The 25,859-nt window shown below is 72.3% G+C and carries 22 protein-coding genes; 18 read left to right on the top strand and 4 right to left on the bottom strand.

Annotated features, from left to right (window positions below; translation table 11 throughout):
• The first annotated feature begins 22 nt into the window (after positions 1 to 22).
• Complete coding sequence (gene holA / locus ACZ7GZ_RS01635; RefSeq protein ID WP_471019845.1) at positions 23 to 1,012, top strand: DNA polymerase III subunit delta; 990 nt, start codon at positions 23 to 25, stop codon at positions 1,010 to 1,012.
• A gap of 182 nt (positions 1,013 to 1,194) precedes the next feature.
• Here holA and rpsT read toward each other — a convergent pair whose 3' ends face one another.
• Complete coding sequence (gene rpsT / locus ACZ7GZ_RS01630; RefSeq protein ID WP_089106790.1) at positions 1,195 to 1,461, bottom strand: 30S ribosomal protein S20; 267 nt, start codon at positions 1,459 to 1,461, stop codon at positions 1,195 to 1,197.
• Positions 1,462 to 1,687: 226 nt separating this feature from the next.
• Between rpsT and lepA the strand changes: the two genes are divergently transcribed.
• The 4 genes from lepA to hemW all read left to right on the top strand — a co-directional run bounded on the left by lepA (position 1,688) and on the right by hemW (position 8,965).
• Entirely contained in the window at positions 1,688 to 3,562 is a 1,875-nt protein-coding gene (gene lepA, locus ACZ7GZ_RS01625) for a translation elongation factor 4 (RefSeq protein ID WP_471019841.1), read from the top strand.
• A gap of 272 nt (positions 3,563 to 3,834) precedes the next feature.
• Complete coding sequence (locus tag ACZ7GZ_RS01620; protein WP_471019838.1) at positions 3,835 to 5,706, top strand: AMP-dependent synthetase/ligase; 1,872 nt, start codon at positions 3,835 to 3,837, stop codon at positions 5,704 to 5,706.
• A 172-nt stretch (positions 5,707 to 5,878) separates the two neighbouring features.
• Complete coding sequence (locus ACZ7GZ_RS01615) at positions 5,879 to 7,705, top strand: SpoIIE family protein phosphatase (RefSeq protein WP_471020179.1); 1,827 nt, start codon at positions 5,879 to 5,881, stop codon at positions 7,703 to 7,705.
• A gap of 27 nt (positions 7,706 to 7,732) precedes the next feature.
• A complete protein-coding gene (gene hemW, locus ACZ7GZ_RS01610; protein ID WP_471019835.1) occupies positions 7,733 to 8,965 on the top strand; it encodes a radical SAM family heme chaperone HemW in 1,233 nt (410 codons plus the stop codon).
• 86 nt (positions 8,966 to 9,051) lie between these two features.
• Here hemW and ACZ7GZ_RS01605 read toward each other — a convergent pair whose 3' ends face one another.
• Positions 9,052 to 9,924, bottom strand: a complete 873-nt coding sequence (locus ACZ7GZ_RS01605) for a DUF3097 domain-containing protein (protein WP_471019833.1) — start codon at positions 9,922 to 9,924, stop codon at positions 9,052 to 9,054.
• Positions 9,925 to 9,958: 34 nt separating this feature from the next.
• Positions 9,959 to 10,681 (bottom strand): MBL fold metallo-hydrolase, encoded by a 723-nt coding sequence (locus ACZ7GZ_RS01600; RefSeq protein ID WP_471019831.1) that lies wholly within the window; start codon positions 10,679 to 10,681, stop codon positions 9,959 to 9,961.
• Between the two features lie 164 nt (positions 10,682 to 10,845).
• Here ACZ7GZ_RS01600 and hrcA point away from each other — a divergent pair, with 164 nt between their 5' ends.
• The 10 genes from hrcA (at position 10,846) to ACZ7GZ_RS01550 (ending at position 21,736) form a co-directional block, all read left to right on the top strand.
• A complete protein-coding gene (gene hrcA, locus ACZ7GZ_RS01595; RefSeq protein ID WP_471019828.1) occupies positions 10,846 to 11,862 on the top strand; it encodes a heat-inducible transcriptional repressor HrcA in 1,017 nt (338 codons plus the stop codon).
• The gene (gene dnaJ / locus ACZ7GZ_RS01590) at positions 11,863 to 12,999 is read left to right on the top strand and encodes a molecular chaperone DnaJ (protein ID WP_471019825.1); all 1,137 of its coding nucleotides are present in this window, start codon (positions 11,863 to 11,865) and stop codon (positions 12,997 to 12,999) included.
• Positions 13,000 to 13,245: 246 nt separating this feature from the next.
• Positions 13,246 to 14,322 carry a nitronate monooxygenase gene (locus ACZ7GZ_RS01585; protein WP_471019823.1) on the top strand — a complete coding sequence of 359 codons (1,077 nt, stop codon included), beginning with the start codon at positions 13,246 to 13,248 and terminating at the stop codon, positions 14,320 to 14,322.
• Positions 14,319 to 15,071 (top strand): 16S rRNA (uracil(1498)-N(3))-methyltransferase, encoded by a 753-nt coding sequence (locus tag ACZ7GZ_RS01580; protein WP_471019821.1) that lies wholly within the window; start codon positions 14,319 to 14,321, stop codon positions 15,069 to 15,071. Before ACZ7GZ_RS01585 ends, ACZ7GZ_RS01580 begins: the two co-directional genes overlap by 4 nt.
• 17 nt (positions 15,072 to 15,088) lie before the next feature.
• Positions 15,089 to 15,481 (top strand): VOC family protein, encoded by a 393-nt coding sequence (locus ACZ7GZ_RS01575; protein ID WP_471019819.1) that lies wholly within the window; start codon positions 15,089 to 15,091, stop codon positions 15,479 to 15,481.
• 96 nt (positions 15,482 to 15,577) lie between these two features.
• Positions 15,578 to 16,120: a hypothetical protein gene (locus ACZ7GZ_RS01570; RefSeq protein WP_471019817.1), complete on the top strand. Its 543-nt coding sequence runs from the start codon at positions 15,578 to 15,580 to the stop codon at positions 16,118 to 16,120.
• Positions 16,121 to 16,165: 45 nt separating this feature from the next.
• On the top strand, positions 16,166 to 19,396 hold the full coding sequence (locus ACZ7GZ_RS01565) for a S41 family peptidase (RefSeq protein ID WP_471019815.1): 3,231 nt from the start codon (positions 16,166 to 16,168) through the stop codon (positions 19,394 to 19,396).
• Between the two features lie 49 nt (positions 19,397 to 19,445).
• Positions 19,446 to 19,799 (top strand): histidine triad nucleotide-binding protein, encoded by a 354-nt coding sequence (locus ACZ7GZ_RS01560; protein WP_471019813.1) that lies wholly within the window; start codon positions 19,446 to 19,448, stop codon positions 19,797 to 19,799.
• 6 nt (positions 19,800 to 19,805) lie between these two features.
• Positions 19,806 to 20,711: a ribonuclease Z gene (locus ACZ7GZ_RS01555; RefSeq protein WP_471019810.1), complete on the top strand. Its 906-nt coding sequence runs from the start codon at positions 19,806 to 19,808 to the stop codon at positions 20,709 to 20,711.
• Positions 20,712 to 20,731: 20 nt separating this feature from the next.
• Entirely contained in the window at positions 20,732 to 21,736 is a 1,005-nt protein-coding gene (locus ACZ7GZ_RS01550) for an adenosine deaminase (RefSeq protein ID WP_471019807.1), read from the top strand.
• Here ACZ7GZ_RS01550 and ACZ7GZ_RS01545 read toward each other — a convergent pair.
• Positions 21,688 to 22,914, bottom strand: coding sequence for an MFS transporter (locus ACZ7GZ_RS01545; protein WP_471019805.1), 1,227 nt, complete (start codon positions 22,912 to 22,914; stop codon positions 21,688 to 21,690). The two genes, ACZ7GZ_RS01550 and ACZ7GZ_RS01545, sit on opposite strands and share 49 nt — an antisense overlap.
• A 249-nt stretch (positions 22,915 to 23,163) precedes the next feature.
• On the opposite strand from ACZ7GZ_RS01545, the gene ACZ7GZ_RS01540 reads away from it, so the two are divergent.
• From ACZ7GZ_RS01540 to ACZ7GZ_RS01530, 3 genes are all read left to right on the top strand, one after another.
• Positions 23,164 to 23,331, top strand: coding sequence for a hypothetical protein (locus ACZ7GZ_RS01540; RefSeq protein WP_471019802.1), 168 nt, complete (start codon positions 23,164 to 23,166; stop codon positions 23,329 to 23,331).
• A gap of 10 nt (positions 23,332 to 23,341) precedes the next feature.
• A complete protein-coding gene (locus ACZ7GZ_RS01535; protein ID WP_471019800.1) occupies positions 23,342 to 24,631 on the top strand; it encodes a glucarate dehydratase family protein in 1,290 nt (429 codons plus the stop codon).
• A 64-nt stretch (positions 24,632 to 24,695) separates the two neighbouring features.
• Entirely contained in the window at positions 24,696 to 25,853 is a 1,158-nt protein-coding gene (locus ACZ7GZ_RS01530; RefSeq protein ID WP_471019798.1) for a carbohydrate kinase family protein, read from the top strand.
• The last annotated feature ends 6 nt before the right edge of the window (positions 25,854 to 25,859 follow it).

Genomic DNA, 25,859 nt, shown 5'->3' with positions numbered 1-25,859 from the left:
GCCTCGTGGGATGCTGTGAGTGATGGCCAGGAAGACTGCGAATGACGACCCTCTCGCCTCGGTGACGCTTGCCGTGGGCCAGGAGGACCTCCTGCTCGACCGTGCCGTGCAGGAGGTGGTGGCCGCCGCCCGGGCCGCCGACGCCGACACGGACGTACGCGACCTCACCCCGGACCAGTTGCAGCCCGGCACGCTCGCCGAGCTCACCAGTCCTTCGCTCTTCGCCGAGCGGAAAGTCGTGGTCGTACGCAATGCGCAGGACCTGTCCGCCGACACGGTCAAGGACGTGAAGGCGTACCTCGGGGCGCCCGCCGAGGAGATCACGCTCGTGCTGCTGCACGCGGGCGGGGCCAAGGGCAAGGGGCTGCTGGATGCCGCGCGCAAGGCGGGGGCCCGCGAGGTGGCCTGCCCGAAGATGACCAAGCCGGCGGACCGGCTGGCCTTCGTGCGCGGTGAGTTCCGGGCGGTGGGGCGGTCGGCGACGCCCGAGGCGTGTCAGGCCCTGTGCGACGCCATCGGCAGTGATCTGCGGGAGCTGGCCTCGGCGGTGTCGCAGCTGGTCGCCGACGTGGAGGGGACCATCGACGAGGCCGTTGTCGGGCGGTACTACACCGGCCGGGCCGAGGCCTCCAGCTTCACGGTCGCCGACCGGGCCGTGGAGGGGCGTACGGCGGAGGCGCTGGAGGCGCTGCGGTGGTCGCTGGCGACGGGCGTGGCGCCGGTGATGATCACCAGTGCGCTGGCCCAGGGCGTGCGGGCGATCGGAAAGCTGTCCTCCGCGCGCGGGGGGCGGCCGGCCGATCTGGCGCGGGAGCTGGGGATGCCGCCGTGGAAGATCGATCGGGTGCGGCAGCAGATGCGGGGGTGGACGCCGGACGGGGTCGCGCTGGCGATGCGGGCCGTTGCGGAGGCCGATGCGGGAGTGAAGGGCGGGGGCGATGACCCCGGGTACGCGTTGGAGAAGGCGGTCGTGACCGTGGCGCGTGCCGCTCGGTCTCGCGGGCGCGGCTAGGCACGTCAAAAACCCCGGCACCCACCCTGGGGAAGGGAGAGATGCCGGGGTTCCCGGTTCAAGCTGTCGAGCCCGTTCCCGCGTGGCGAACGCAGGCCGCGAACAGGCTCTGGGGTGCCGGGCGGGAGCGGATGAGAGAGGGCCCGCTCTGGGTCCGTCCGGCGGTCAGATCACAAAGGGGTTCAGCCCTTGAGGGACGCGACCTTGGAAGCAAGCGCCGACTTCTTGTTGGCGGCCTGGTTCTTGTGGATGACGCCCTTCGAGACGGCCTTGTCGAGCGCACGCGCGGCAGCGCGCTGCAGCTCGGTGGCCTTCTCGACGTCACCCGCGGCAGCGGCCTCACGGGCCTTGCGGACCGCGGTCTTCAGGGAGGACTTGACGGCCTTGTTGCGCAGCCGAGCCTTCTCGTTGGTCTTGATCCGCTTGATCTGGGACTTGATGTTCGCCACGAAGGAGCCTTTTCAGGTTCTGGTGCGGGGCCGCGAGGGTCCCGTACCGGTGATCCAAAATTTCTCTGACGTGCCTCGCGCTGAGAGGGCATGAGGCACAGCCATCTACAGTACCAGTGGCCCTGCGAGCGGCCCAAAACGGTGCCCGGTCCCTCCGCGTGGGACCATGGAGACTACGTATCGATCCGACCCGAGGCATAAGGCGCCTCAAGAGACAGGACCCTGCGTGCCCGCGACCCCTAACCATGTGCCCGAGCCGAGCCGTACCGACCCGGCTCTGATCCGCAATTTCTGCATCATCGCGCACATCGACCACGGCAAGTCCACGCTCGCCGACCGGATGCTCCAGCTGACCGGTGTGGTCGAGCAGCGGCAGATGCGTGCTCAGTACCTCGACCGGATGGACATCGAGCGCGAGCGCGGCATCACGATCAAGTCCCAGGCGGTGCGTCTGCCCTGGGCCCCGACCGAGGGCCCCGACCAGGGCGCGACCCACATCCTCAACATGATCGACACCCCGGGGCACGTCGACTTCACCTACGAGGTCTCGCGGTCGCTCGCCGCCTGTGAGGGGACCATCCTCCTCGTCGACGCCGCCCAGGGCATCGAGGCGCAGACCCTCGCCAACCTCTACCTGGCGATGGAGAACGACCTCACGATCATCCCCGTGCTCAACAAGATCGACCTTCCCGCGGCGCAGCCGGAGAAGTTCGCCGAGGAGCTCGCCAACCTCGTCGGCTGCGACCCGTCCGACGTCCTCAAGGTCTCCGCCAAGACCGGACTCGGCGTCGACGCGCTGCTGAACAAGGTCGTCAAGGAGATCCCGGCGCCGGTCGGTGTCGCCGACGCGCCCGCCCGCGCGATGATCTTCGACTCCGTGTACGACTCGTACCGCGGTGTCGTGACGTACGTCCGTGTCATCGACGGCCAGCTCAACAAGCGCGAGCGCATCAGGATGATGTCCACCGGCGCCACGCACGAGCTGCTGGAGATCGGTGTCAACTCGCCCGAGATGCTCTCCGCCGACGGCCTCGGCGTCGGTGAGGTGGGCTACCTCATCACCGGTGTGAAGGACGTCCGCCAGTCCAAGGTCGGCGACACCGTCACCAGCCAGGCGAAGGGCGCCACGGAGGCCCTCGGCGGGTACAAGGACCCCAAGCCGATGGTCTTCTCCGGGCTGTATCCGCTCGACGGCTCGGACTACCCCGAGCTGCGCGAGGCGCTCGACAAGCTGCAGCTCAACGACGCCGCGCTGGTCTACGAGCCGGAGACCTCGGCCGCCCTCGGCTTCGGCTTCCGCGTCGGCTTCCTCGGCCTGCTGCACCTGGACGTGATCCGGGAGCGGCTGGAGCGCGAGTTCGGTCTCGACCTGATCGCCACCGCCCCCAACGTGGTCTACCGCGTGGTCATGGAGGACGGCAGCGAGCACACCGTCACCAACCCGAGCGAGTTCCCCGAGGGCAAGATCGACGAGGTGTACGAGCCGGTCGTGCGCGCCACGATCCTGGCGCCGACCGAGTTCATCGGCTCGATCATGGAGCTGTGCCAGACCCGGCGCGGCACCCTGCTCGGCATGGACTACCTCTCCGAGGACAGGGTGGAGATCCGCTACACCCTCCCGCTCGCGGAGATCGTCTTCGACTTCTTCGACCAGCTGAAGTCCAAGACGCGCGGCTACGCCTCGCTCGACTACGAGCCCACCGGCGAGCAGACCTCCAGCCTGGTCAAGGTCGACATCCTGCTGCACGGCGACAAGGTGGACGCCTTCTCGGCGATCACCCACAAGGACCAGGCGTACGCGTACGGGGTCCGGCTCGTCGCCAAGCTCAAGGAGCTGATCCCGCGCCAGGCCTTCGAGGTGCCGGTGCAGGCCGCCATCGGCTCCCGGGTCATCGCCCGTGAGACCATCCGCGCCATCCGCAAGGACGTCCTCGCCAAGTGCTACGGCGGTGACATCTCCCGTAAGCGGAAGCTGCTGGAGAAGCAGAAGGAAGGCAAGAAGCGGATGAAGATGGTGGGTTCCGTGGAGGTTCCGCAGGAAGCCTTCATCGCCGTCCTGTCCAGCGATGACAGCGCGGGGTCGGCCAAGAGCAAGAAGTAACCGACGGTAACAACCGGTTGCGTCCGCAAAAAGGACACGTGGGGGCCTGTCGTGCGAAAGCGCGGCGGGCCCCTACGCGCCCGTAGCGTCGCTCTCCGTGGAAAGTGACAGGCCGAAGCCCCTTACGCAGCGGCCGGTCGCGGCTTACTCTGATCCCTGCTCGATAGTTACTCGCGAGTTAAACAACACCGAAGCAGCAGCACGAACCCCCACCGTGAGTTAACCCAGCCGCACCGAGTCAGCCGCACCGTCGCGGGCCCCCGGAGGATGTCGTGAGCGACACACAGACCCTGATCGAGAACCGTCCGCCGTCCGTGGCGGCCCTCTTCCTGGAGCGCGTGGCGGCCACACCGGACGCCGAGGCCTACCGCTATCCGGTGCCCGCCGCCGGCCAGGGCCCCGACGACTGGAAGTCGCTCAGCTGGGCGCAGGCGGCCGAGCGGGTGTACGCGATCGCGGCCGGCCTCATCGAGCTGGGCGTGCAGTCCGAGCAGCGGGTGGCGCTCGCCTCCTCCACCCGTGTCGAGTGGATCCTCGCCGACCTCGGCATCCTGTGCGCCGGCGGCGCCACCACCACCATCTACCCGCAGACCAACGCGGACGAGTCGGCCTTCATCCTCTCCGACTCCGAGAGCCGGGTGCTGCTCGCCGAGGACGCGGCCCAGGCCGCCAAGGCCGTAGAGAAGCGCGCCGAGCTGCCCGACCTCGCCAAGGTCGTCGTCATCGACCCGGCAGGCGTCGAGACCAGCGACTGGGTGATCACCCTCGCCGAGCTGGAGCGGCGCGGTGCCGCCTATCTGGAGCAGCACCCGCAGCTGATCAAGGAGCGGGTCGGCGCGATCACCAGGGACCAGCTCGCCACCCTCATCTACACCTCGGGCACCACCGGCCGCCCCAAGGGGGTGAGGCTCCCGCACGACAACTGGGCGTACATGGCCAAGGCGATCGCCGCGACCGGGCTGATCACCAGCGAGGACGTGCAGTACCTGTGGCTGCCGCTCGCGCACGTCTTCGGCAAGGTGCTCACCTCGGGCCAGATCGAGGTCGGCCATGTCACCGCCGTCGACGGCCGGGTCGACAAGATCATCGAGAACCTCCCGGTGGTGCAGCCGACGTACATGGCGGCCGTGCCCCGCATCTTCGAGAAGGTCTACAACGGCGTCGCCGCCAAGGCCCGCGAGGGCGGCCCCGCCAAGTACAAGATCTTCCAGTGGGCCGCCGAGGTCGCCCGCGAGTACGCCAAGGTCAGCCAGGACAACTTCCGGCGCACCGGCAACCACGCCGTGCCGTTCGGCCTCGCCGCCAAGCACAAGGTCGCCGACACCCTCGTCTACGCCAAGCTCCGGGACGCCTTCGGCGGCCGGCTGCGCGCGTGTGTCTCCGGTGCCTCCGCGCTCGCCCCCGAGATCGGCTACTTCTTCGCCGGCGCCGGCATCCACATCCTGGAGGGCTACGGCCTCACCGAGTCCTCCGCGGCCTCCTTCGTCAACCCCGGCGAGGCCTACCGCACCGGCACGGTCGGCAAGCCACTGCCCGGCACGGAGGTGCGCATCGCCGACGACGGGGAGATCCTGCTGCGCGGCCCCGGCATCATGCAGGGCTACCACAAGCTGCCCGAGAAGACCGTCGAGGTGCTGGAGTCCGACGGCTGGTTCCACACCGGCGACATCGGCGAGCTGTCGCCCGACGGCTATCTGCGCATCACCGACCGCAAGAAGGACCTCATCAAGACCTCCGGCGGCAAATACGTCGCTCCGGCCGAGGTCGAGGGCCAGTTCAAGGGGGTGTGCCCGTACGTCTCCAACATCCTGGTGCACGGCGCCGACCGGAACTACTGCACGGCCCTCATCGCCCTGGACGAGATCGCGATCCTGGACTGGGCGAAGGAGAACGGCCTGGCGGGCAGGCCGTACGCCGAGGTCGTCGCCGCGCCGCAGACGGTGGAGATGGTCGACGGGTATGTGCGGGAGCTCAACACGGGGCTCCAGAAGTGGCAGACCATCAAGAAGTTCCGGCTGCTGCCGCGGGATCTCGACGTGGAGCACGGGGAGATCACGCCGAGTCTGAAGCTGAAGCGGCCTGTGGTGGAGCGGGAGTACAGGCACCTCATCGATGAGATGTACGCCGGGACCAGGGAGAAGTAAGAGGGCGGTTCGGTGAGTGGGGAACTGCGGCCCCGTTGTGGCTTGTCGCGCGGTTCCCCCCGCCCCTGGGGAGTTTGTGTTCAACGGCGCCCAAAAGGTTCCGTCTTCTGCCCACTTCAGTGACTCAGCGCTTATGGCTGCCCTCTGTCTGTCACCCTGGGCCGCAATGGACATGGCGGCCATACCCACGCAGCGGGAGAGCGAGGCGCCCCGGGCCCGGGAGGCGGCGGGGCGGGCCACGCTGTCCGGGAGTCCCCTCGCGCCCGGCTCGGCCCGTGCGCTGGTGCGGGCCGCGCTGGCCGAGGCGCCCGGGGTCTCGGCCCGGCTCCTGGACGACGCCATGGCCGTCGTCAGCGAGCTGGTCACCAACGCCGTCGTGCACGCCGGTACGGACGTGGAGCTCGACTGGCGGCTGGAGGGGACCGGCGCGTTCGTCGTGGAGGTGGGCGACCGCCATCCCTCCCGGGCCCCGCGCGACCCCCTCGGCGGCGAGGGGGCGTACGACACCCCCGAGTACGGGCGCGGCCTGCGGCTGGTCACCACGCTCGCCGAGTCCTGGGGCGTCACGTACCGCGCCGGCGCCAAGACGGTCTGGGCGCGGCTGCCCCCGGGCGGCGTGGCGGACCCGGACACACCCGCGCCGGACGCGGCCCTGGAGGTCGCCGAGGACCTGGCCCCCCAGCCGCACCGCGCGGGCGGCGACCGCGACTGGCTCGGCCGGGGCGCGCTGTCCTTCCTCGCCGAGGCCTCCGACCTGCTCGCCGGCCAGCTGGACGAGAACCTGGTCACGGCCCTGACCGGCCAGCTCATCGTGCCCCGGCTGGCCGACTGGTGCGCGGTGTGGCTGGAGGACGAGGCGACCGTGCGCGGCGGCGCGGGCGGCGGTCCCGACCGGGTCTGGCACGGCAGCGAGAACCACATCGAGGAACTGCGGTGCGCCCTGGAGAAGGAGCCGCCCTGCCCGCGCGACGGGCTGCGCTCCGGCCCCGAGGCGTACCCGTGGCCCGGCCACGCGCTCGGTCCGCAGGGCACCGACGGCACGGCGCTGGCGTACCGGCTGATCGCGGGCGGCCGGCCGCTCGGCACGCTGGTCATCGGCCGCTGCGGGCTGCGTGGCTTCCCCGAGGAGGTCACCGGGCTCGTGGAGGACCTCGGCCGCCGGGTGGCCCTCGCCATCGGCGCGGCCCGCCAGTACGCCCGCCAGGCCACCATCAGCGCCGTCCTGCAGCGTGGTCTGCTGCCCGGCGCGGTCGCCGAGATCCCGGGCGTGAGCAGCGCGCTCGTGTACGAGCCCTGCGACAAGGGCGGCCCCAGCGGCGACTTCTACGACCTGTTCCCGGCCGGCGACGGCCGCTGGTGCTTCGCCGTCGGCGACGTCCAGGGCAAGGGCCCGGAGGCGGCGGTCGTGATCGGCCTCGCCCGGCCCTGGCTCCGCCTCCTCGCCCGCGAGGGCTACCGGGTCGCCGACGTCCTCGACCGCCTCAACCAGCTCCTCCTGGACGACGCCACCGAGGCCGCCGACGCCGCGGCCCGCGCCCTCGTCTCCGCGGGCGGACGGCCCGTGGCCCCCGGGGACGGCCCGCAGACCCGCTTCCTGTCCCTGCTCTACGGTGAGCTCACGCCGTACGAGGGCGGCGGGGTCCGCTGCACCCTCGCCTCCGCCGGCCACCCGCTCCCGCTCGTCCTGAGCCCCGACGGCACCGTGCGCACCGCCGCCCGCCCGCAGACCCTGCTCGGCGTGGTCGAGGACGAGACCTACGGCAGCGAGACCCTCGACCTGCGGCCCGGCGACAGCCTGCTGTGCGTCACCGACGGGGTGACCGAGCGGCGCTCCGGCTCCCGCCAGTTCGACGACGGCGACGGGCTCGCCCGCGCCCTGTCCGGCTGCGCCGGGCTCAGCGCCGAACTGATCGCGGAAAGGATCCGCCGCCTGGTGCACGACTTCGGCGGCGGCCTGCCCGATGACGACCTGGCGCTGTTGGTGCTCCAGGCGGAGTGACCGCCGGCGTACGGGACAATGGAGTACATGCCTTCCGCTCTCCCCGACGGCGAGCCCGTCCCCGCCGACGGCGCGCTGCCCGCCCACGCGCTCGCCGGGGCCGCCGACCGCCCGCTCGGCTTCTATCTGCACGTGCCGTACTGCGCGACCCGCTGCGGCTACTGCGACTTCAACACCTACACCGCGACCGAGCTGCGCGGCACGGGCGGCGTGCTGGCCTCCCGCGACAACTACGCCGACACGCTGACGGACGAGATCCGGCTCGCGCGGAAGGTGCTCGGCGACGATCCGCGCGCCGTGCGTACGGTCTTCGTCGGCGGCGGTACGCCCACGCTGCTGGCCGCGGACGACCTCGTCCGCATGCTGGGGGCCGTCCGCGACGAGTTCGGGCTGGCGCCGGACGCCGAGATCACGACCGAGGCGAACCCCGAGTCGGTCGACCCCGCGTACCTCGCCGCGCTCCGCGAGGGCGGCTTCAACCGGATCTCCTTCGGCATGCAGAGCGCGCGGAAGCATGTGCTGCGCGTGCTCGACCGTACGCACACCCCCGGCCGCCCCGAGGCGTGCGTCGCGGAGGCCCGGGCGGCGGGCTTCGAGCACGTCAACCTGGACCTGATCTACGGCACCCCCGGCGAGAGCGACGACGACTGGCGGGCCTCGCTGGACGCGGCGATCGGGGCCGGGCCGGACCACGTCAGCGCCTACGCGCTCATCGTCGAGGAGGGTACGCAACTGGCCCGCCGGATCCGCCGGGGCGAGGTCCCGATGACCGACGACGACGTCCACGCGGACCGGTACCTGATCGCGGAGGAGACCCTCTCCAAGGCGGGCTTCGACTGGTACGAGGTCTCCAACTGGGCCACCTCGGAGGCCGGCCGGTGCCTGCACAACGAGCTGTACTGGCGCGGCGCGGACTGGTGGGGGGCCGGTCCGGGGGCGCACTCGCACGTCGGCGGGGTGCGGTGGTGGAACGTCAAGCATCCGGGGGCGTACGCGGCGGCGCTTGCGTCGGGGAAGTCGCCGGGGGCCGGACGGGAGCTGCTGTCCGACGAGGACCGGCGGGTGGAGCGCATCCTGCTGGAGCTGCGGCTGCGGGAGGGGGTGCCGCTGTCGCTGCTGGAGGAGGAGGGCCTCGCGGCGTCCCGGCGGGCGCTGGGGGAGGGCCTCCTCCAGGAAGGGCCGTACGGGGAGGGGCGGGCCGTGCTGACGCTGCGGGGACGGTTGCTGGCGGACGCGGTGGTGCGGGACCTGGTGGACTGATCACCCCGGCGGGCGAAGCGCCCCGGACCTCCGAACGACCGGCCGGTGACCACCGGCCTGGTGAAGATCCTCGAGGAGCTTGAGCCTCAGGCCCCACCGCTGCCCGTGACGAAGTCGATCAGCTCCTCCACCCGCCCCAGCAACTCCGGCTCCAGGTCCTTGTAGGACCCCACCCGCCGCAGAATCGCCTGCCACACGGCCCCGGTGTTCTCCGACGGCCACCCGAGCGCCCGGCACACCCCCGTCTTCCAGTCCTGGCCCTTGGGCACCGCCGGCCATGCCTCGATCCCCAGCACGGCCGGCTTCACCGCCTGCCAGACGTCGATGTACGGGTGGCCCACCACCAACGCGTGTGCGCCGGTCACCGACTCGGCGATGCGCCATTCCTTCGTGCCCGGCACCAAGTGGTCCACCAGGACGCCCAGCCGCGCGTCCGGACCCGGCGCGAAGGAGGACACGATCGACGGCAGGTCGTCCACGCCCTCCAGGTACTCCACCACCACGCCCTCGATGCGCAGGTCGTCACCCCACACCTTCTCGACCAGCTCGGCGTCGTGCCGGCCCTCGACGTAGATGCGGCCGGCGCGGGCCACGCGGGCGCGGGCGCCGGGGACGGCGACCGAGCCGGAGGCGGTACGGGTGGGTCGTACCGGACCACCGGACGTGGGGCGTACGAGCGTCACCACCCGGCCCTCCAGCAGGAAGCCCCGCGGCTCCAGGGGGAACACCCGGTGCTTGCCGAAGCGGTCCTCCAGCGTCACCGTGCCCGCCTCGCAGCGGATCACCGCCCCGCAGAACCCGGTGCCGGGCTCCTCCACCACCAGGCCCGGCTCCGCCGCTACCTCCGGCGCGGGCTCCGGCTTCTTCCACGGCGGGGTCAGGTCGGCGGAGTACGGACGAGGGCGCGGGCCCGAAGGGCCCTCGTGGGAAGGGCGGGGGCGGGAGACGGGTGGGCGCATTCGGATGACGATAGGAGAAGCCGTACCCCATGACTCACGACACGCCGAAACGCGCCGCCAGTTGATCACGCTGGCGTCGCACGAACGCCGCGTCCACCACCGCTCCGTGACCGGGCACGTACGCCGCGTCCTCACCGCCCAGGGCGAGCAGCCGGTCGAGCGCGTCCGGCCAGCGGGACGGGACCGCGTCCGGGCCCGCCTGGGGCTCGCCGGACTCCTCGACCAGGTCGCCGCAGAAGACCACCTCGGGATCTCCCGGCACGAGCACCGCGAGGTCGTGCGCCGTGTGACCCGGGCCCACGTTCGCCAGCAGCGCCTGGCGACCGTCCCCGAGGTCCAGCGTCCACTCGCCGGAGACCGGATGCCGGGGCGGGCGCAGCGCGTCCACCGCCTCGTCGGCGTCGGTGACCGGCAGCCCGTTCCTGATCGCGTCCAGGCGCAGCTCCTCGCGCTCGTACGCGAAGACCGCGTCCAGGCCCACCGGGCCGTACACGTCCGCGCCCGCCATCGCCGCCGCCCCGAAGACATGGTCGAAATGGGGGTGGGTCAGCGCGAGATGGGTCACACGGCCGTCGGTCAGCTCCTCGGCCTGGGCCCGCAGCCGCGCGCCCTCGGCCAGACTGGAACCGGCGTCCACCATGAGGGCCGTACCCGCTCCGAGGACCAGCCCGACCGTACAGTCCCAGCCCGGGAGACGGCGGCGTCCGACCCCGGCGGCCAGCCGTTCCCACCCCAGCTCTTCCCAAGTCACCGTCATACCGCGACGCTAGCTGCACGAGCCCGCCGCGACCGTACCGACCTTGCCCTGGGTGTACCCGGCAGCCGTACACTGGGCCCGGGAACGCTGGCACTCGCGTGCGAAGAGTGCCAGGCAGACGAACCGCGGAACAGAGGGGACGACGTGCTGGAGGTGCGCGCCGAATGCTGAGTGAACGCAGGCTTCAGGTGCTGCGCGCCATCGTCCAGGACTACGTCGGCACCGAGGAGCCGGTCGGGTCGAAGGCCCTGACCGAGCGGCACAACCTCGGGGTCTCCCCGGCCACCGTCCGCAACGACATGGCGGCCCTGGAGGACGAGGGGTTCATCGCGCAGCCGCACACCAGCGCGGGGCGCATCCCCACCGACAAGGGCTACCGGCTGTTCGTGGACAAGCTCGCCGGCGTCAAGCCCATGACGGCGCCCGAGCGGCGGGCCATCCAGAACTTCCTGGAGGGCGCCGTCGACCTCGACGACGTCGTGGCGCGCACGGTGCGGCTGCTCGCGCAGCTGACCCGGCAGGTCGCCGTCGTGCAGTATCCGTCCCTGACCCGGTCCACCGTCCGGCACGTGGAGCTGCTCTCGCTCGCTCCCGCGCGCGTGATGCTCGTGCTGATCACGGACACCGGACGGGTCGAGCAGCGGATGGTCGACTGCCCGGCGCCCTTCGGCGAGAGCTCGCTCGCCGACCTGCGCGCGCGGCTGAACAGCCGGGTCGCGGGCCGCCGGTTCGCGGACGTGCCGAGGCTGGTCGAGGACCTTCCGGAGGCCTTCGAGGCCGAGGACCGCGGTACGGTCTCGACGGTGCTCTCCACTCTCCTGGAGACGCTCGTCGAGGAGAACGAGGAGCGGTTGATGATCGGCGGCACCGCCAATCTCACCCGCTTCGGGCATGATTTTCCCCTCATGATCCGGCCCGTCCTGGAGGCCCTGGAGGAGCAGGTCGTGCTCCTCAAGCTCCTCGGCGAGGCGAAGGATCCGGGCGTGACCGTGCGTATCGGGCACGAGAACGCCCACGAGGGACTCAACTCCACCTCGGTGGTGTCGGTGGGCTACGGTTCGGGCGGCGAGGCGGTTGCCAAGCTCGGCGTGGTCGGACCGACCCGCATGGACTACCCGGGAACGATGGGAGCGGTACGCGCAGTGGCACGGTACGTCGGACAGATCCTGGCGGAGTCGTAAGTGGCCACGGACTACTACGCCGTTCTCGGCGTGCGCCGCGACGCGTCGCAGGATGAGATCAAGAAGGCGTTCCGTCGGCTCGCGCGCGAGCTGCACCCGGACGTCAACCCGGATCCGAAGACCCAGGAGCGGTTCAAGGAGATCAACGCCGCTTACGAGGTGCTGTCGGACCCGCAGAAGAAGCAGGTCTACGACCTCGGCGGCGACCCGCTCTCCCAGTCCGGCGGCGCCGGTGCGGGCGGCTTCGGGGCCGGTGGCTTCGGCAACTTCTCCGACATCATGGACGCGTTCTTCGGTACGGCGTCGCAGCGCGGGCCGCGCTCGCGCACCCGGCGCGGCCAGGACGCGATGATCCGCATCGACATCGAGCTGGACGAGGCGGCCTTCGGGACCACCAAGGACATCCAGGTCGACACGGCGATCGTCTGCAACACCTGCAACGGCGAGGGCGCGGCGCCCGGTACGACCGCCCAGACGTGTGACATGTGCCGGGGCCGCGGTGAGGTCTCGCAGGTCACCCGGTCCTTCCTGGGCCAGGTCATGACGTCGCGTCCCTGCCCGCAGTGCCAGGGTTTCGGCACCGTGGTCCCCACCCCGTGCCCGGAGTGCGCCGGCGACGGCCGCGTCCGCTCCCGCCGCACGCTGACGGTGAAGATCCCGGCCGGTGTCGACAACGGCACGCGGATCCAGCTCGCCGGCGAGGGCGAGGTCGGGCCGGGCGGCGGTCCCGCCGGTGACCTGTACGTCGAGATCCACGAGCTGCCGCACCCGATGTTCCAGCGGCGCGGTGACGACCTGCACTGCACGGTGACGATCCCGATGACGGCCGCCGCGCTCGGTACGAAGGTGCCGCTGGAGACACTGGACGGCATGGAGGAGGTCGACATCCGGCCCGGCACCCAGTCCGGCCAGTCGATTCCGCTGCACAACCGGGGCGTCACGCATCTGCGCGGCGGCGGCCGGGGTGACCTGATCGTGCACGTCGAGGTGCAGACCCCGACCAAGCTGGACCCCGAGCAGGAGCGACTGCTGCGCGAGCTGGCCAAGCTACGCGGCGAGGAGCGTCCGCAGGGGCAGTTCCAGCCGGGGCAGCAGGGGTTGTTCTCGCGGTTGAAGGATGCGTTCAACGGCCGCTGACGCCGGCTGGAGCGGCGGCCGGGGGTCCGGGGGGTGGCCCCCGGGCAGGCACGGTCAGCCGGGGCAGCAGGGGTTGTTCTCGCGGTTGAAGGATGCGTTCAACGGCCGCTGACGCCGGCTGGAGGATGCCGCCGACGGGCGCTGCGACCTGGGACGAGGGGGTGCTTCGGCACCCCCTATGCCGTTGTCCTATGCCGTGCGACGCCCCGATTCGGACTTGTTCAAAGGACGTGACAACATGCGGTCATGTCCTCCGCGCTGACCGATCTCTTCCCCCACCCGATCGTGCAGGCCCCCATGGCGGGCGGAGTCTCCGTCCCGCAGCTCGTCGCCGCCGTCTCCGAGGCCGGCGGCCTCGGGTTCCTCGCCGCCGGATACAAGACCGCCGACGGCATGTACCAGGAGATCAAGCAGCTGCGGGGGCTCACGAGCCGCCCCTTCGGCGTGAACGTGTTCATGCCGCAGCCCGACTATGCCGAGTCGGGCGCCGTAGAGGTCTACGCCCACCAGCTGGCCGGCGAGGCCGCCTGGTACGAGACCGAGCTGGGCGACCCGGACAGCGGCCGGGACGACGGATACGACGCCAAGCTCGCCGTGCTCCTCGACAACCCGGTGCCGGTGGTCTCCTTCCACTTCGGTGTGCCGAGCCGGGAGGTGTTCGACAAGCTGCGCCGGGCCGGCACCCTCACCCTGGTCACCGCCACCACCGCCGAGGAGGCCCGCGTGGTGGAACAGGCCGGTGCGGACGCGGTGATCGCGCAGGGCGTGGAGGCCGGCGGTCACCAGGGAAGCCACCGCGACCTCCCCGAGAACGACGGCTCCGGCATCGGGCTGCTCTCGCTGGTCGCGCAGATCCGCGAGGCCGTGCGCATCCCGATCGTCGCCGCCGGCGGCATCATGCGCGGCGGCCAGATCGCCGCCGTCCTCGCGGCCGGCGCGAGCGCGGCCCAGCTGGGCACCGCCTTTCTCGCCACGCCCGAGTCCGGCGCCCACGCCCTGCACAAGCAGGCGCTGACCAACCCCCTGTTCGCGCGCACCGGGTTGACCCGCGCCTTCTCCGGAAGGCCGGCCCGCGGCCTGGTCAACCGGTTCCTGCGCGAGCACGGCCCGTACGCCCCCGCCGCCTACCCGGAGCTCCACCATCTCACCGCGCCGCTGCGCAAGGCCGCCGCCAAGGCCGGGGACGCGCAGGGCATGGCGCTGTGGGCGGGCCAGGGCCACCGGATGGCCCGCGAGCTGCCGGCCGGGCGGCTGGTGGAGGTGCTGGCCGAGGAACTCGACGCCGCTCGGACAGCGTTGTCGGCCAAGGGGGGCCTGCGATGACCGCGCCGGTGTTCGTCGTCGACTCGCTGGAGGGCGTGGGCCCCGGCTCGGCCGTCGACGTCACGGGTCCCGAGGGGCGGCACGCGGTCTCCGTACGACGGTTGCAGCCCGGCGAGCACGTGGTGCTGACGGACGGCAGGGGCCGGGGTGCGGCCGGGGTCGTCGTCAGTGTGTCGGGCAAGGACCATCTGGTGGTCGAGCCGTTCGAGTTCCCGGTGGAGCCGGAGCCCAGCCCCCGGATCACCGTCGTCCAGGCGCTCCCCAAGGGCGACCGGGGCGAACTCGCCGTCGAGACCATGACGGAGACCGGTGTCGACGCGATCGTGCCCTGGCAGGCCGCCCGCTGCATCACCCAGTGGAAGGGCGAGCGGGGTCTGAAGGCACTCGCCAAGTGGCGGGCCACCGCGCGCGAGGCCGGCAAGCAGTCCCGCCGGCTGCGCTTCCCCGAGGTCGCGGACGCGGCGAACACCAAGCAGGTTGCCGCACTTTTGGCCAAAGCCGACTTCGCCGCCGTGCTGCACTCCGACTTCGAGCACGTCAGCGAGCCGCTGGCCACCGCCCAACTCCCCGCCGAAGGTGAGATCGTGCTGGTCGTCGGCCCCGAAGGCGGCGTGGCGCGCGACGAGTTGGCGCTCTTCGAGGAGGCGGGTGCGAAGGCCTGCGTGCTCGGTCCTACCGTGTTGCGTACATCCACCGCCGGCACCGCCGCCGTGGCCCTGCTCCTGGGCCGCACCGGCCGCTGGTCCTGACACCGCCTGGGGACACCGTGGAACTCGCTCAAGTCCGGCTCCTGGTCACCGACTTCGCCGCCTGCTACCACTTCTACGCCGACGTCCTGGGCCTCAGGCCGCAATCCGGGGCGACCGAGGGCCCGTACGAGAAGTTCAGCCCGCACGCCGGCTCCGCGGGGATCGCGCTGCAGGACCGCTCGATGATGGCCGAGGTCCTGCAGGAGCTGGGCGAGACCGCCACCGGTCACCGTTCCCTGGTCGTCCTGCGCGTCGACGACCTGGACGCCTACTGCGCGCAGATCACCTCCCGCGGCGCCACCCTGCTGCACGGCCCGGCCCCCACGACCGACCGCATGCGCGTGGCCCACCTCAAGGACCCGGAGGGCAACCTCGTCGAACTCCAGCAGTGGCTGCTGCTGCACGGCTGACGGGGGCTTCGCCGGGTTGCTCGCGCGGTTCCCCGAACGGGTGAGTGGCCGTATGCGGTCTTCCCCGGTGCCTGGGCCGGTGGCACGCTGCCCTGCATGGGGGTTCTGAGAGGGAAACGACGCGGAGCGCGGGTGGTGGCCGCCGCTGGGCTGGCCGTGGGGGTCGGGGCGGCCGTCGTGGCGTGTCAGCCCACCGATCTCAGTTCCGCCTCCGCCGCCTACACCACCGACACCACCGCGACCGCCAAGCTCAGGCAGCAGCACGTCGACGTCAGTTGGCTCACCTGTACCGGGAACTACGGGGGCGGCTCGACGGGGAAGTCACCCTCGCCGCGTGAGAGCACCGTCGTCTCCGTCGACTGCAGAGGTGCGACCAGGGACGGGCGGAAGATCACCGTCACCGGGAAGGTGACCAAGGCCGTCGACGGCGCGTGTGTGCGCGGCGATCTGACGGGCAGGGTCGGCGGCAGGCAGGTGTTCCACGTCGACGGACTCGGGGACTGTGACGCCACTACGGGACCGACGTACCGGCCGCCCACCTATCGTCCCGGCGGCGGTCGGCCGACCGTGACCGTCACCGTCACGCGGACCCTCTGGTGCAAGGGCGACCCCACCTGCTGGCCCGTGCAGGGCAAGTGATCGGAACCCGAGCGGGGTGTGCCGGTCACTGCGTACAGTGACGGGGTGACTCAGGGTGCTACGACGGGAACCACGACCGGAACCACGACGTCCTCCGCCTATCTCCGATTCCCCCACCTCCGCGGCGACTTGGTGACCTTCGTCGCCGAGGACGACGTGTGGCTCGCGCCGCTCGACGGCGGCCGGGCCTGGCGGGTCAGCGCCGACAACAGGCCGGTGACCATGCCCCGGATATCGCCGGACGGACGGTTCCTCGCCTGGACGTCCACCCGGGACGGTGCGCCCGAGGTACATGTCGCCCCCGTCGACGGCGGCCCCGCCGACCGGCTGACGTACTGGGGCAACCGCCGTACCGAGGTCAGGGGTTGGACCGCCGACGGACGGGTGCTCGCGCTCGGCGCGCACGGCCGGCACAGCTTCCGGCACAGCTGGGCGCATGCCGTCCCGCTGGACGGCGGACCCGCCGAGACCCTGCCGTACGGCCCGGTCGGCGATGTGGCCTTCGGCCCGGCCACCGTGCTGCTGTCCGCGCCGATGGGCCGCGAGGCCGCCCACTGGAAGCGCTACCGGGGCGGTACGGCGGGCAAGTTGTGGATCGACCGGGAGGGGAGCGGGGAGTTCGTCCGGCTGCACGAGGACCTCGACGGGAACATCGAGTGCCCGGTGTGGGCGGGGGACCGGATCGCCTTCCTCTCCGACCACGAGGGCACCGGCGCCCTGTACTCCTCCCTCGCCGACGGCTCCGACCTGCGCCGCCACACCCCGCTCGACGGTTTCTACGCCCGGCACGCCTCCGGCGACGGCACCCGCGTCGTCTACAGCAGTGCCGGTGAACTGTGGCTGCTGGACGACCTGGAGGACGCCGAGCCGCGCCGCCTGGACGTGCGCCTCGGCGGGCCCCGGATCGACCTGCGCCCCCGTCCGGTGAACGCCTCCCGCTGGTTCGGCGAGGCGTCCCCCGACCACACCGCGCGCGGCAGCGCCGTGTGCGTGCGCGGCGGGATCCACTGGGTCACCCACCGCTCCGGGCCCGCCCGCGCCCTCGCCGCCACCCCCGGCGTGCGCGCCCGGATGCCGCGCGCCTTCCGCGCCGAGGGCGAGGAGTGGGTGGTGTGGGTGACGGACGCGGAGGGCGACGACGCCCTGGAGTTCGCCCCGGCGACCGGCACCGTGCCCGGCGCGCCCCCGCGCCGCCTCGCGGCCGGACAGCTCGGCCGGGTCCTGGAGCTGGCCATGGCCCCCGACGGCAGCCGGGCCGCCGTGGCCGCGCACGACGGGCGGCTGCTGCTCGTCGAGCGGGAGACCGGCGAGGTCCGCGAGGTCGACCGCAGCGACGACGGCGAGGTCTCGGGCCTCGCCTTCTCACCCGACTCCGCCTGGCTCGCGTGGGCCCACCCCGGCCCGCGCCCGCTCTCGCAACTGCGCATCGCCCACACCACCGACCTCTCGGTCACCGAGGCGACCCCGCTGCGCTTCCAGGACTACGCCCCGGCCTTCACCCTCGACGGCAGACACCTCGCCTTCCTCTCCAACCGCGCCTTCGACCCGGTCTACGACGAGCACGTCTTCGACCTCGCGTTCGTGGTCGGCGCCCGCCCGCACCTGATCACCCTGGCCGCCACCACCCCCTCGCCCTTCGGCCCGCAACGCCACGGCCGCCCCTTCGAGACCCCCGACAAGGACGAGACCCCCGACAGCGAGGGCACGCCGGCCACCCGCATCGACCCCGAGGGCCTCGCCGACCGCATCGTGCCCTTCCCGGTGGAGGCCGGCCGGTACTCCATGCTCCGCGCCGCCAAGGACGGCGTGCTCTGGCTGCACCACCCCGTGCAGGGCGTCCTCGGCGCCGCCCGCGCCCACCCCGAGGACCCCGATCCGCACACCGGGCTGGAGCGCTACGACCTCGTCCAGCGGCGCCTGGAGCACCTGGCCTCCGACGCCGACCACTTCGAGGTCAGCGGCGACGGCAAACGCGTGCTGCTGTGGAGCGACGGCCGGCTCCGGGTCGTCCCCAGCGACCGCCGTACCGGCACCGACGACGACGGAGACACCAGCGTCTGCGTCGACCTCGCCCGCGTCCGGCAGACCCTCGACCCGTCCGCCGAGTGGCGGCAGATGTACGACGAGACCGGCCGCCTCATGCGCGACCACTTCTGGCGCCCCGACCTCGGCGGCGCCGACTGGACCGGCGTCCTCGACCGCTACCGCCCCCTCCTGGCCCGCCTCGCCACCCACAGCGACCTGACCGACCTCCTGTGGGAGGTGCACGGCGAACTCGGCACCTCGCACGCCTACGTCATCCCCTCCGGCGGTTCCTCCGGCGGCCCCCGGCACGGTCTGCTCGGTGCCGACGTCTCCCGTCACCCGGACGGCAGTTGGCGCATCGACCGCATCCTGCCCGCGGAGACCTCCGACCCGGACGCCCGCTCCCCGCTCGCCGCGCCCGGAGTCGCCGTCCGGCCCGGCGACGCGGTCATCGCCGTCGCCGGCCACCCCGTCGACCCGGTGACGGGACCGGGCCCGTTGCTCGTCGGCACGGCGGGCCACCCGGTGGAACTGACCATCTCCCCGGCGGGTGGCGGCGAACCCCGCCACACCGTCGTCATCCCGATCGCCGACGAGGAACCCCTGCGGTACCACGCCTGGGTGGCCGGCCGCCGCGCCCACGTCCACGCGGCCTCCGACGGCCGCCTCGGCTACCTCCACGTCCCCGACATGCAGGCCCCCGGCTGGGCGCAGATCCACCGCGACCTGCGCGTGGAGGTGGCCCGGGAGGGTCTGGTGGTCGACGTCCGCGAGAACCGCGGCGGCCACACCTCCCAGCTCGTCGTCGAGAAGCTGGCCCGCCGCATCATCGGCTGGGACCTCCCGCGCGGCATGCGCCCCACCAGCTACCCCCTCGACGCCCCGCGCGGCCCGGTCGTCGCCGTCGCCAACGAGTTCTCCGGCTCCGACGGCGACATCGTCAACGCGGCGATCAAGGCCCTCGGCATCGGCCCGGTCGTCGGCACCCGCACCTGGGGCGGCGTCATCGGCATCGACAGCCGCTACCACCTGATCGACGGCACCCTGGTCACCCAGCCGAAGTACGCGATGTGGCTGGAGGGGGTGGGCTGGGACGTCGAGAACCACGGGGTGGACCCCGACGTGGAGGTCGTGCAGCGTCCGCAGGACTGGGCGTCCGGCACGGATGCGCAGCTGGACGCGGCAATCAGGCTCGCGCTGGAGGCACTGGAGGAGCGGCCCGCGAAAACTCCGCCGGGAATGCCGACCTGATACGACTACGATGCACCGGTATTGATCACCAGCGTGAGGAGGCACACGCATGGCAGGCGAACCCCAGGACGACTGCCTGTTCTGCAAGATCGTCGCGGGCCAGATCCCGGCGACGATCGTCCGCGAAACAGACACCACCGTGGCCTTCCGGGACATAAACCCGCAGGCCCCCACCCACATCCTGGTGATCCCCAAGGCCCACTACCGGGACGCCGCCACCCTCGGCGCCGAAGCACCGCAACTGGCCGCCGACGTGCTCGCCGAGACCCAGGCCGTAGCGGACGAGGAGAAGCTCGACAGCTACCGCACGGTCTTCAACACGGGCAGCGGCGCCGGCCAGACCGTCTGGCACGCCCACGCGCACGTCCTGGGCGGCCGTGGCATGCAGTGGCCCCCCGGATAGCCAGTCGTGTCCGTACGTGAACTGGTGATCCTCGGCACCGCCAGCCAGGTCCCGACCCGGCACCGCAACCACAACGGCTACCTGCTGAGGTGGGACGGCCAGGGCATCCTGTTCGACCCCGGCGAGGGCACACAGCGGCAGATGCTGCGCGCCGGGGTCGCCGCCCACGACCTGAACCGGATCTGCGTCACCCACTTCCACGGCGACCACTCCCTCGGCCTCGCCGGCGTCATCCAGCGGATCAACCTCGACCAGGTGCCGCACGAGGTCACCGCGCACTACCCGCGCTCCGGGCAGCGCTTCTTCGACCGGCTGCGCTACGCGACGGCCTACCGGGAGACGGTCCGCCTCACCGAGGAACCGGTCGCCGCCGACGGCATCCTCGCGGTGACCCCGTCGTACACACTGGAGGCCCGCAGGCTGTCGCATCCGGTGGAGTCCTACGGCTACCGCCTGATCGAACCCGACGGCCGTCGCATGCTGCCCGACCGGCTCGCCGCGCACGGGATCAAGGGCCCGGACGTCGGCCTGCTGCAACGCGAGGGCAGGCTCGGGGACATCACGCTGGAGGACGTCAGTGAGGTGCGGCGAGGGCAGCGGTTCGCGTTCGTCATGGACACCCGGCTCTGTGACGGTGTGCACGCGCTCGCCGAGGGCTGCGACCTCCTCGTCATCGAGTCGACCTTCCTGGACGACGACGTCGAACTGGCCGTCGAGCACGGTCATCTGACGGCGGGCCAGGCGGCGACGGTGGCCCGCGAGGCCGGGGTACGGCACCTCGTCCTCACCCACTTCAGCCAGCGCTACACCGAACCGGAGGAGTTCGAGCGGCAGGCGCGGGTGGCCGGCTTCGACGGGGAGCTGACCGTGGCGCACGACCTGCAGCGGGTGCTGGTTCCGAAACGGCGATAAAACACCCGTACGATGCTTCGATGCCCCTCCCGAAAGCAGAACTGCACCTCCATATCGAAGGCACTCTGGAACCGGAGCTGGCGTTCGAGCTGGCCGCCCGCAACGGCGTCGAGCTGCCGTACGCCGACACGGACGCGCTCCGCAAGGCCTACCGGTTCGAGGACCTCCAGTCCTTCCTGAACCTGTACTACGAGCTGATGGCGGTCCTGCGCACCGAGCAGGACTTCGCCGACCTGGCCAACGCCTACCTGGCCCGCGCCGCCGCGCAGGGCGTCCGGCACGCGGAGGTCTTCTTCGACCCGCAGGCCCACCTCGCGCGGGGCGTGTCCATGGGCACGGTCGTGGAGGGGCTGTGGCGGGCGCTCGGCAGCAGCGAGCAGAACCACGGCGTCTCCACCAGGCTCATCCTGTGCTTCCTGCGGGACGAGTCCGCCGAGTCGGCCATGGAGACGCTCGAGGCCGCCCGGCCGTACCTGGACCGCCTCACCGGCATCGGCCTGGACTCCGCCGAGGTCGGGCATCCGCCGGTGAAGTTCCGGGAGGTGTACGAGGCCGCGGCCGGGCTGGGGCTGCGCCGCGTCGCGCACGCCGGTGAGGAGGGGCCGCCGGAGTACATCGGCGAGGCCCTGGACGTGCTCGGCGTGGAGCGCGTCGACCACGGGCTGCGCTGCATGGAGGACCCGGCGCTGGTCGGGCGGCTGGTGCGGGAGCGGATCCCGCTCACGCTGTGCCCGCTGTCCAACGTCCGCCTGCGGACCGTCGACACCCTCGCCGACCACCCCCTCCCCGCCATGCTCGACGCCGGGCTGCTGTGCACGGTCAACTCCGACGACCCGGCGTACTTCGGCGGCTACGCGGGCGACAACTTCGCGGCCGTGCACCGGACCCTGGGCCTGTCCGAGGACCGGCTGCGCGAACTGGCCCGCAACTCCTTCCTCGCCTCCTTCCTGGAGGACGACGAGGAGCGCAGGGCCCGTTACCTCGCCGAGGTGGAGGCGTACGAGTTCGGGGACGCGGTGTCGTAGGCGTGCTGTGCGGGTACGGCGGGCGTCTCCACCGGGAGTTCCACCACCGGCAGGGGGCGCTTGCCCGCCCGCAGCGCCACCGCCGTCATCGGGACGGCGACCAGCAGCAGTCCGGCGCCGAGCACCCTGCCCGTCACCGGGAAGCCCGCGCCCGCCGCCAGCACGCTCCCCGTCAGCGGTCCCGCCGCCGTCCCCAGTGAGGACGCCGAGCCGACCAGGACCGCCCAGCGGCCACGCGGGTCGAGGCAGGCGGCGAGGCCGATGACGTACGACAGGACGACCGGGTAGACCAGGTTCCAGCAGATCTCGCCCGCCGCGAAGGCCGGCAGGTCCCGCGCGGACGCGCTGAGTGCGATGCAGCCTGCGATCAGCGCCGTGCCGGCGCCGATGGGTACGGCCCGGCCCAGCCGCTGCCCGAGGGCGCCCGCGCCGACGACCCCGACGAGCCCGGCGCCGAGCGCGACCGCGAACACCGCGCCGACGGTGACCTCGGAGAGACCGGCCTGGTCGAGCCCGATCCGGCCGCTGACCCCCCAGAGGGAGTTCTGGGCGAGGGACCAGCAGGGCATGGCGGCGGCCAGCAGCAGTCCGGCGCGCAGACGGGGGAGCCGGCCGTGGGCGACGGCCGTACGGGCCGGTGCCGTAGGTCCGGACAGGCGGCCGGTGAGCGGCCAGACGGCGAGCGCGGTGAGCGCGAGGGCGGCCAGGGGCAGGCCGTGGCCGGGACCGAGGTGCGGGATCGTCAGGTACAGGGCGCCCGCGAGGGCGGAGACGCCGAGCAGCCCGAACGTGGTGACGCGGTGCGGGTCGCTCTGCGCGGCGATCCCGCTCGCGGCGACCGCGGTGACCGTGCCGGATCCGAGTCCGCCGATGACCGCGCCCGCGACGACGGCCGGTACGAAGGCGGTCGGGGCGGCACAGCCGTAGCCGAGGACGGCGAGCGTGAGGCCGAGCCGGGCGAGCGTGCGGGGGCCGACGCGGTCGACCCTGGAGGCGAGCAGGAAGCCCGCCGCCGCCGAACTCAGCAGCAGCGCACTGCCGATCGCGCCGGCCTGGGTCGTGGTGAGCGGAAGCGCGGAATCGAGTCGGCCGACCGTGGTCGGCAGCAGATAGGGCGCGAGGTATCCGGCCGTGAAAAGGGCGACGAGGGGCCAGGGCAGGGTGCGGGGGGCGGACACGGGCGTTCCCAGGGCAGGCGAAGGCGAGGTGCGAAGAAGGGGGAGGGGCGACGACCGTCGAGGGACAGGAACGCGCGAGCAAGTTGTATCAAGCACGCGGTTCCGGAAGAAGATCAGGGGGTGCGATCTGCGTCACTTTCCTGTTTGCATGGCGAGGTCTCGGGTAAGAAGAATGACACGCGTTCGCATACATGGACGGTATTCATAAGAGGAGATGGTCAGGGTGGCCGCGGTCCGGGTCCCGAAGGCGTGGCGCGGTGGCTGCGCGAGGGCATGGCGCGCGGTGCGCTGTCCTTCCCGCTCACCGCGTTCCATGACGACGGCTCCCCCGATCCCGTGCGCGCCCCGCTCACCGACCCCGCACCCGCCGCCTCGCCGACCTCAGGGTGCTGCTCACCGCCGGACTCGACCTCGTAGGAGCCTTCCTGTGACCCGTGACCTGACCATCGCCGAGGTGCGGCTGACGCCGGTCCTGGTCGCCGACCCGCCGCTGCTCAACACCCAGGGCGTGCACCAGCCGTACACTCCGCGGCTGATCGTGGAGGTCGTCACCGCCGACGGGATCACCGGCCTCGGTGAGACGTACGGCGACACCGAGTACCTGGAACTGGCCCGCCGGCTGGCCGAGCGGCTCACCGGACGGTCGGTCATGGATGTGAACAAGTTGTTCGGGGTCGACCTCGGGGTGGACGAGTCGCGGGTCGAGGGGCAGGTGGACGCCGGCGGGCTGCGCGGGGCGCAGAGCGCCGACAAGCTGCGGCTGTCGGTGCTGTCCGCCTTCGAGGTCGCCTGCCTGGACGCCCAGGGCAAGGCGCTCGGGCTGCCCGTGCACGCCCTGCTCGGCGGCAAGGTGCGCGACGCCGTCGAGTACAGCGCCTACCTGTTCTACAAGTGGGCCCGGCATCCGGAGGGCGTGGCCTGCGAGCCGGACGACCGGGGAGCCGCCCTCGACCCGGCGGGGGTGGTGGCGCAGGCGCGGCTGTTCAGGGAGCGGTACGGGTTCACGTCGTTCAAGCTCAAGGGCGGTGTCTTCCCGCCCGATGAGGAGATCGCGGCCGTACGGGCCCTCGCCCGGGCCTTCCCCGGGCATCCGCTGCGCCTCGACCCCAACGGCGCCTGGTCGGTCGCGACCTCGCTGAAGGTGGCGGCCGAACTCGGGGACGTCCTGGAGTACCTGGAGGACCCGACGCTGGGTACGGCCGCGATGGCCGAGGTCTCGGCGGGAACGGAGGTCCCGCTCGCCACCAACATGTGCGTGACCACCTTCGGGGAGATCAAGGAGGCGTTCACGCGCGACGCCGTGCAGGTCGTGCTCTGCGACCACCACTACTGGGGCGGGCTGCGCAACACCCAGCGGCTCGCCGCGGTCTGCGCCGCCTTCGGGGTCGGGGTGTCGATGCACTCCAACACCCATCTGGGGATCAGCCTTGCCGCGATGACCCAGGTCGCGGCCACGGTCCCCGGTCTCCGCCATGCGTGCGACTCCCACTACCCCTGGCAGTCCGAGGACGTCCTCACCGAGCGGCCGGTGTTCCGTGACGGGCGGGTCGTGGTCTCCGACGCGCCGGGCCTCGGAGTCGAGCCGGACCGGGACGAGCTGGCCCGGCTGCACCGGCGGTGGGCCGAGGACGACGGCTCGCTGCGCGACCGCGACGACGCGGCGGCGATGCGGGTGGCCGAACCGGGCTGGCGGCGACCGGCGATGCCCCGCTGGTAACCCCCTGTGCGACGGGCTGATTGGTGCACACTGGCCAGACCCGCACCACGCCAGGGAGCGCACCGTGACCCCGTCGCACACCATCACCGGAGAGGAACCGGAACACCTCACCCCCACCGCACGCTGTCAGGCCCAGGTCGACCCGCTCGCCGCGCTGCGCGCACCCGGTGACCCGCCCTGGGACGTCTACCTGACGGGCACGGTCTTCCTCGACATCATCTTCACCGGCCTGGACTCGGCGCCCGTGCGCGGCACCGAGTCCTGGGCCCGGGGCATGGGGTCCAGCCCCGGCGGGGTCGCCAACATGGCCACGGCCCTGGCCCGGCTCGGGCTGCGGACCTCGCTCGCGGCGGCCTTCGGGGACGACCACTACGGCGAGTACTGCTGGGACGCGCTCGAACAGGGCGAGGGCATCGACCTGTCGGCGTCGCGGACCGTGCCCGGCTGGCACTCGCCGGTGACGGTGTCGATGGCGTACGAGGGGGAGCGGACGATGGTCTCGCACGGGCACGAGCCGCCGCCGGAGGCCGTGTTCGGTGCGGAGGGGGCCCCGGCGCGCCCGCCCCGCGCGCGTGCGGCCGTCGCCTCGCTGACGCCCGGTACGCGTGCGCCGTGGATCGCGCAGGCCGCGCGAGAGGGCACCCGGATCTTCGCCGACGTCGGCTGGGACGAGACGGGGGCGTGGGATCTGGCCGGGCTCGCCGATCTGCAGCACTGCGAGGCGTTTCTGCCGAACGCGGAGGAGGCGAAGCGGTACACGGGGGCGGACTGCCCGCGGCTCGCCGCGCATGCCCTGACCGAGTACGTGCCGGTGGCTGTCGTCACGCTGGGGCCGGAGGGGGCGTACGCGGTGGACCGGCGGACCGGGGACGCGGCGGAGGTGCCGGCGATCGCCGTGGAGGCGCTGGATCCGACGGGGGCGGGGGACGTCTTCGTCGCCGGGTTCGTGACGGGGTCGCTGGCGGGGTGGCCGCTGGCGGACCGGCTGGCGTTCGCCGGACTTACGGCGGCTCTGTCGGTGCAGGAGTTCGGGGGTTCCCTGTCGGCGCCGGGGTGGTCGGAGATCGGAGCGTGGTGGCGGCGGGTCCAGTCGGTGCCGGGGCAGGATCCGGCGGCGCTTCGGCGGTACGCGTTTCTGGACGGGCTGGTGCCGGAGGAACTGGACCGGCCCTGGCCCCTGCGCCGTGCCGTGCCGACCATCGGGTTCCGTCGTTCGGCGTGACGGCGG

The organism is Streptomyces sp. NPDC037288, assembly GCF_055603265.1.
The sequence above is the reverse complement of the archived record's forward strand: the minus strand, read 5'-3'. Positions and strand labels throughout refer to the sequence as shown.

Coding starts and splice junctions, on each gene's coding strand:
- holA (WP_471019845.1), top strand. CDS start 23: ATGGCCAGGAAGACTGCGAATGACGACCCTCTCGCCTCGGTGACGCTT.
- ACZ7GZ_RS01615 (WP_471020179.1), top strand. CDS start 5,879: ATGGCGGCCATACCCACGCAGCGGGAGAGCGAGGCGCCCCGGGCCCGG.
- hemW (WP_471019835.1), top strand. CDS start 7,733: ATGCCTTCCGCTCTCCCCGACGGCGAGCCCGTCCCCGCCGACGGCGCG.
- ACZ7GZ_RS01605 (WP_471019833.1), bottom strand. CDS start 9,924: ATGCGCCCACCCGTCTCCCGCCCCCGCCCTTCCCACGAGGGCCCTTCG.
- ACZ7GZ_RS01600 (WP_471019831.1), bottom strand. CDS start 10,681: ATGACGGTGACTTGGGAAGAGCTGGGGTGGGAACGGCTGGCCGCCGGG.
- hrcA (WP_471019828.1), top strand. CDS start 10,846: ATGCTGAGTGAACGCAGGCTTCAGGTGCTGCGCGCCATCGTCCAGGAC.
- ACZ7GZ_RS01585 (WP_471019823.1), top strand. CDS start 13,246: ATGTCCTCCGCGCTGACCGATCTCTTCCCCCACCCGATCGTGCAGGCC.
- ACZ7GZ_RS01580 (WP_471019821.1), top strand. CDS start 14,319: ATGACCGCGCCGGTGTTCGTCGTCGACTCGCTGGAGGGCGTGGGCCCC.
- ACZ7GZ_RS01570 (WP_471019817.1), top strand. CDS start 15,578: ATGGGGGTTCTGAGAGGGAAACGACGCGGAGCGCGGGTGGTGGCCGCC.
- ACZ7GZ_RS01560 (WP_471019813.1), top strand. CDS start 19,446: ATGGCAGGCGAACCCCAGGACGACTGCCTGTTCTGCAAGATCGTCGCG.
- ACZ7GZ_RS01550 (WP_471019807.1), top strand. CDS start 20,732: ATGCCCCTCCCGAAAGCAGAACTGCACCTCCATATCGAAGGCACTCTG.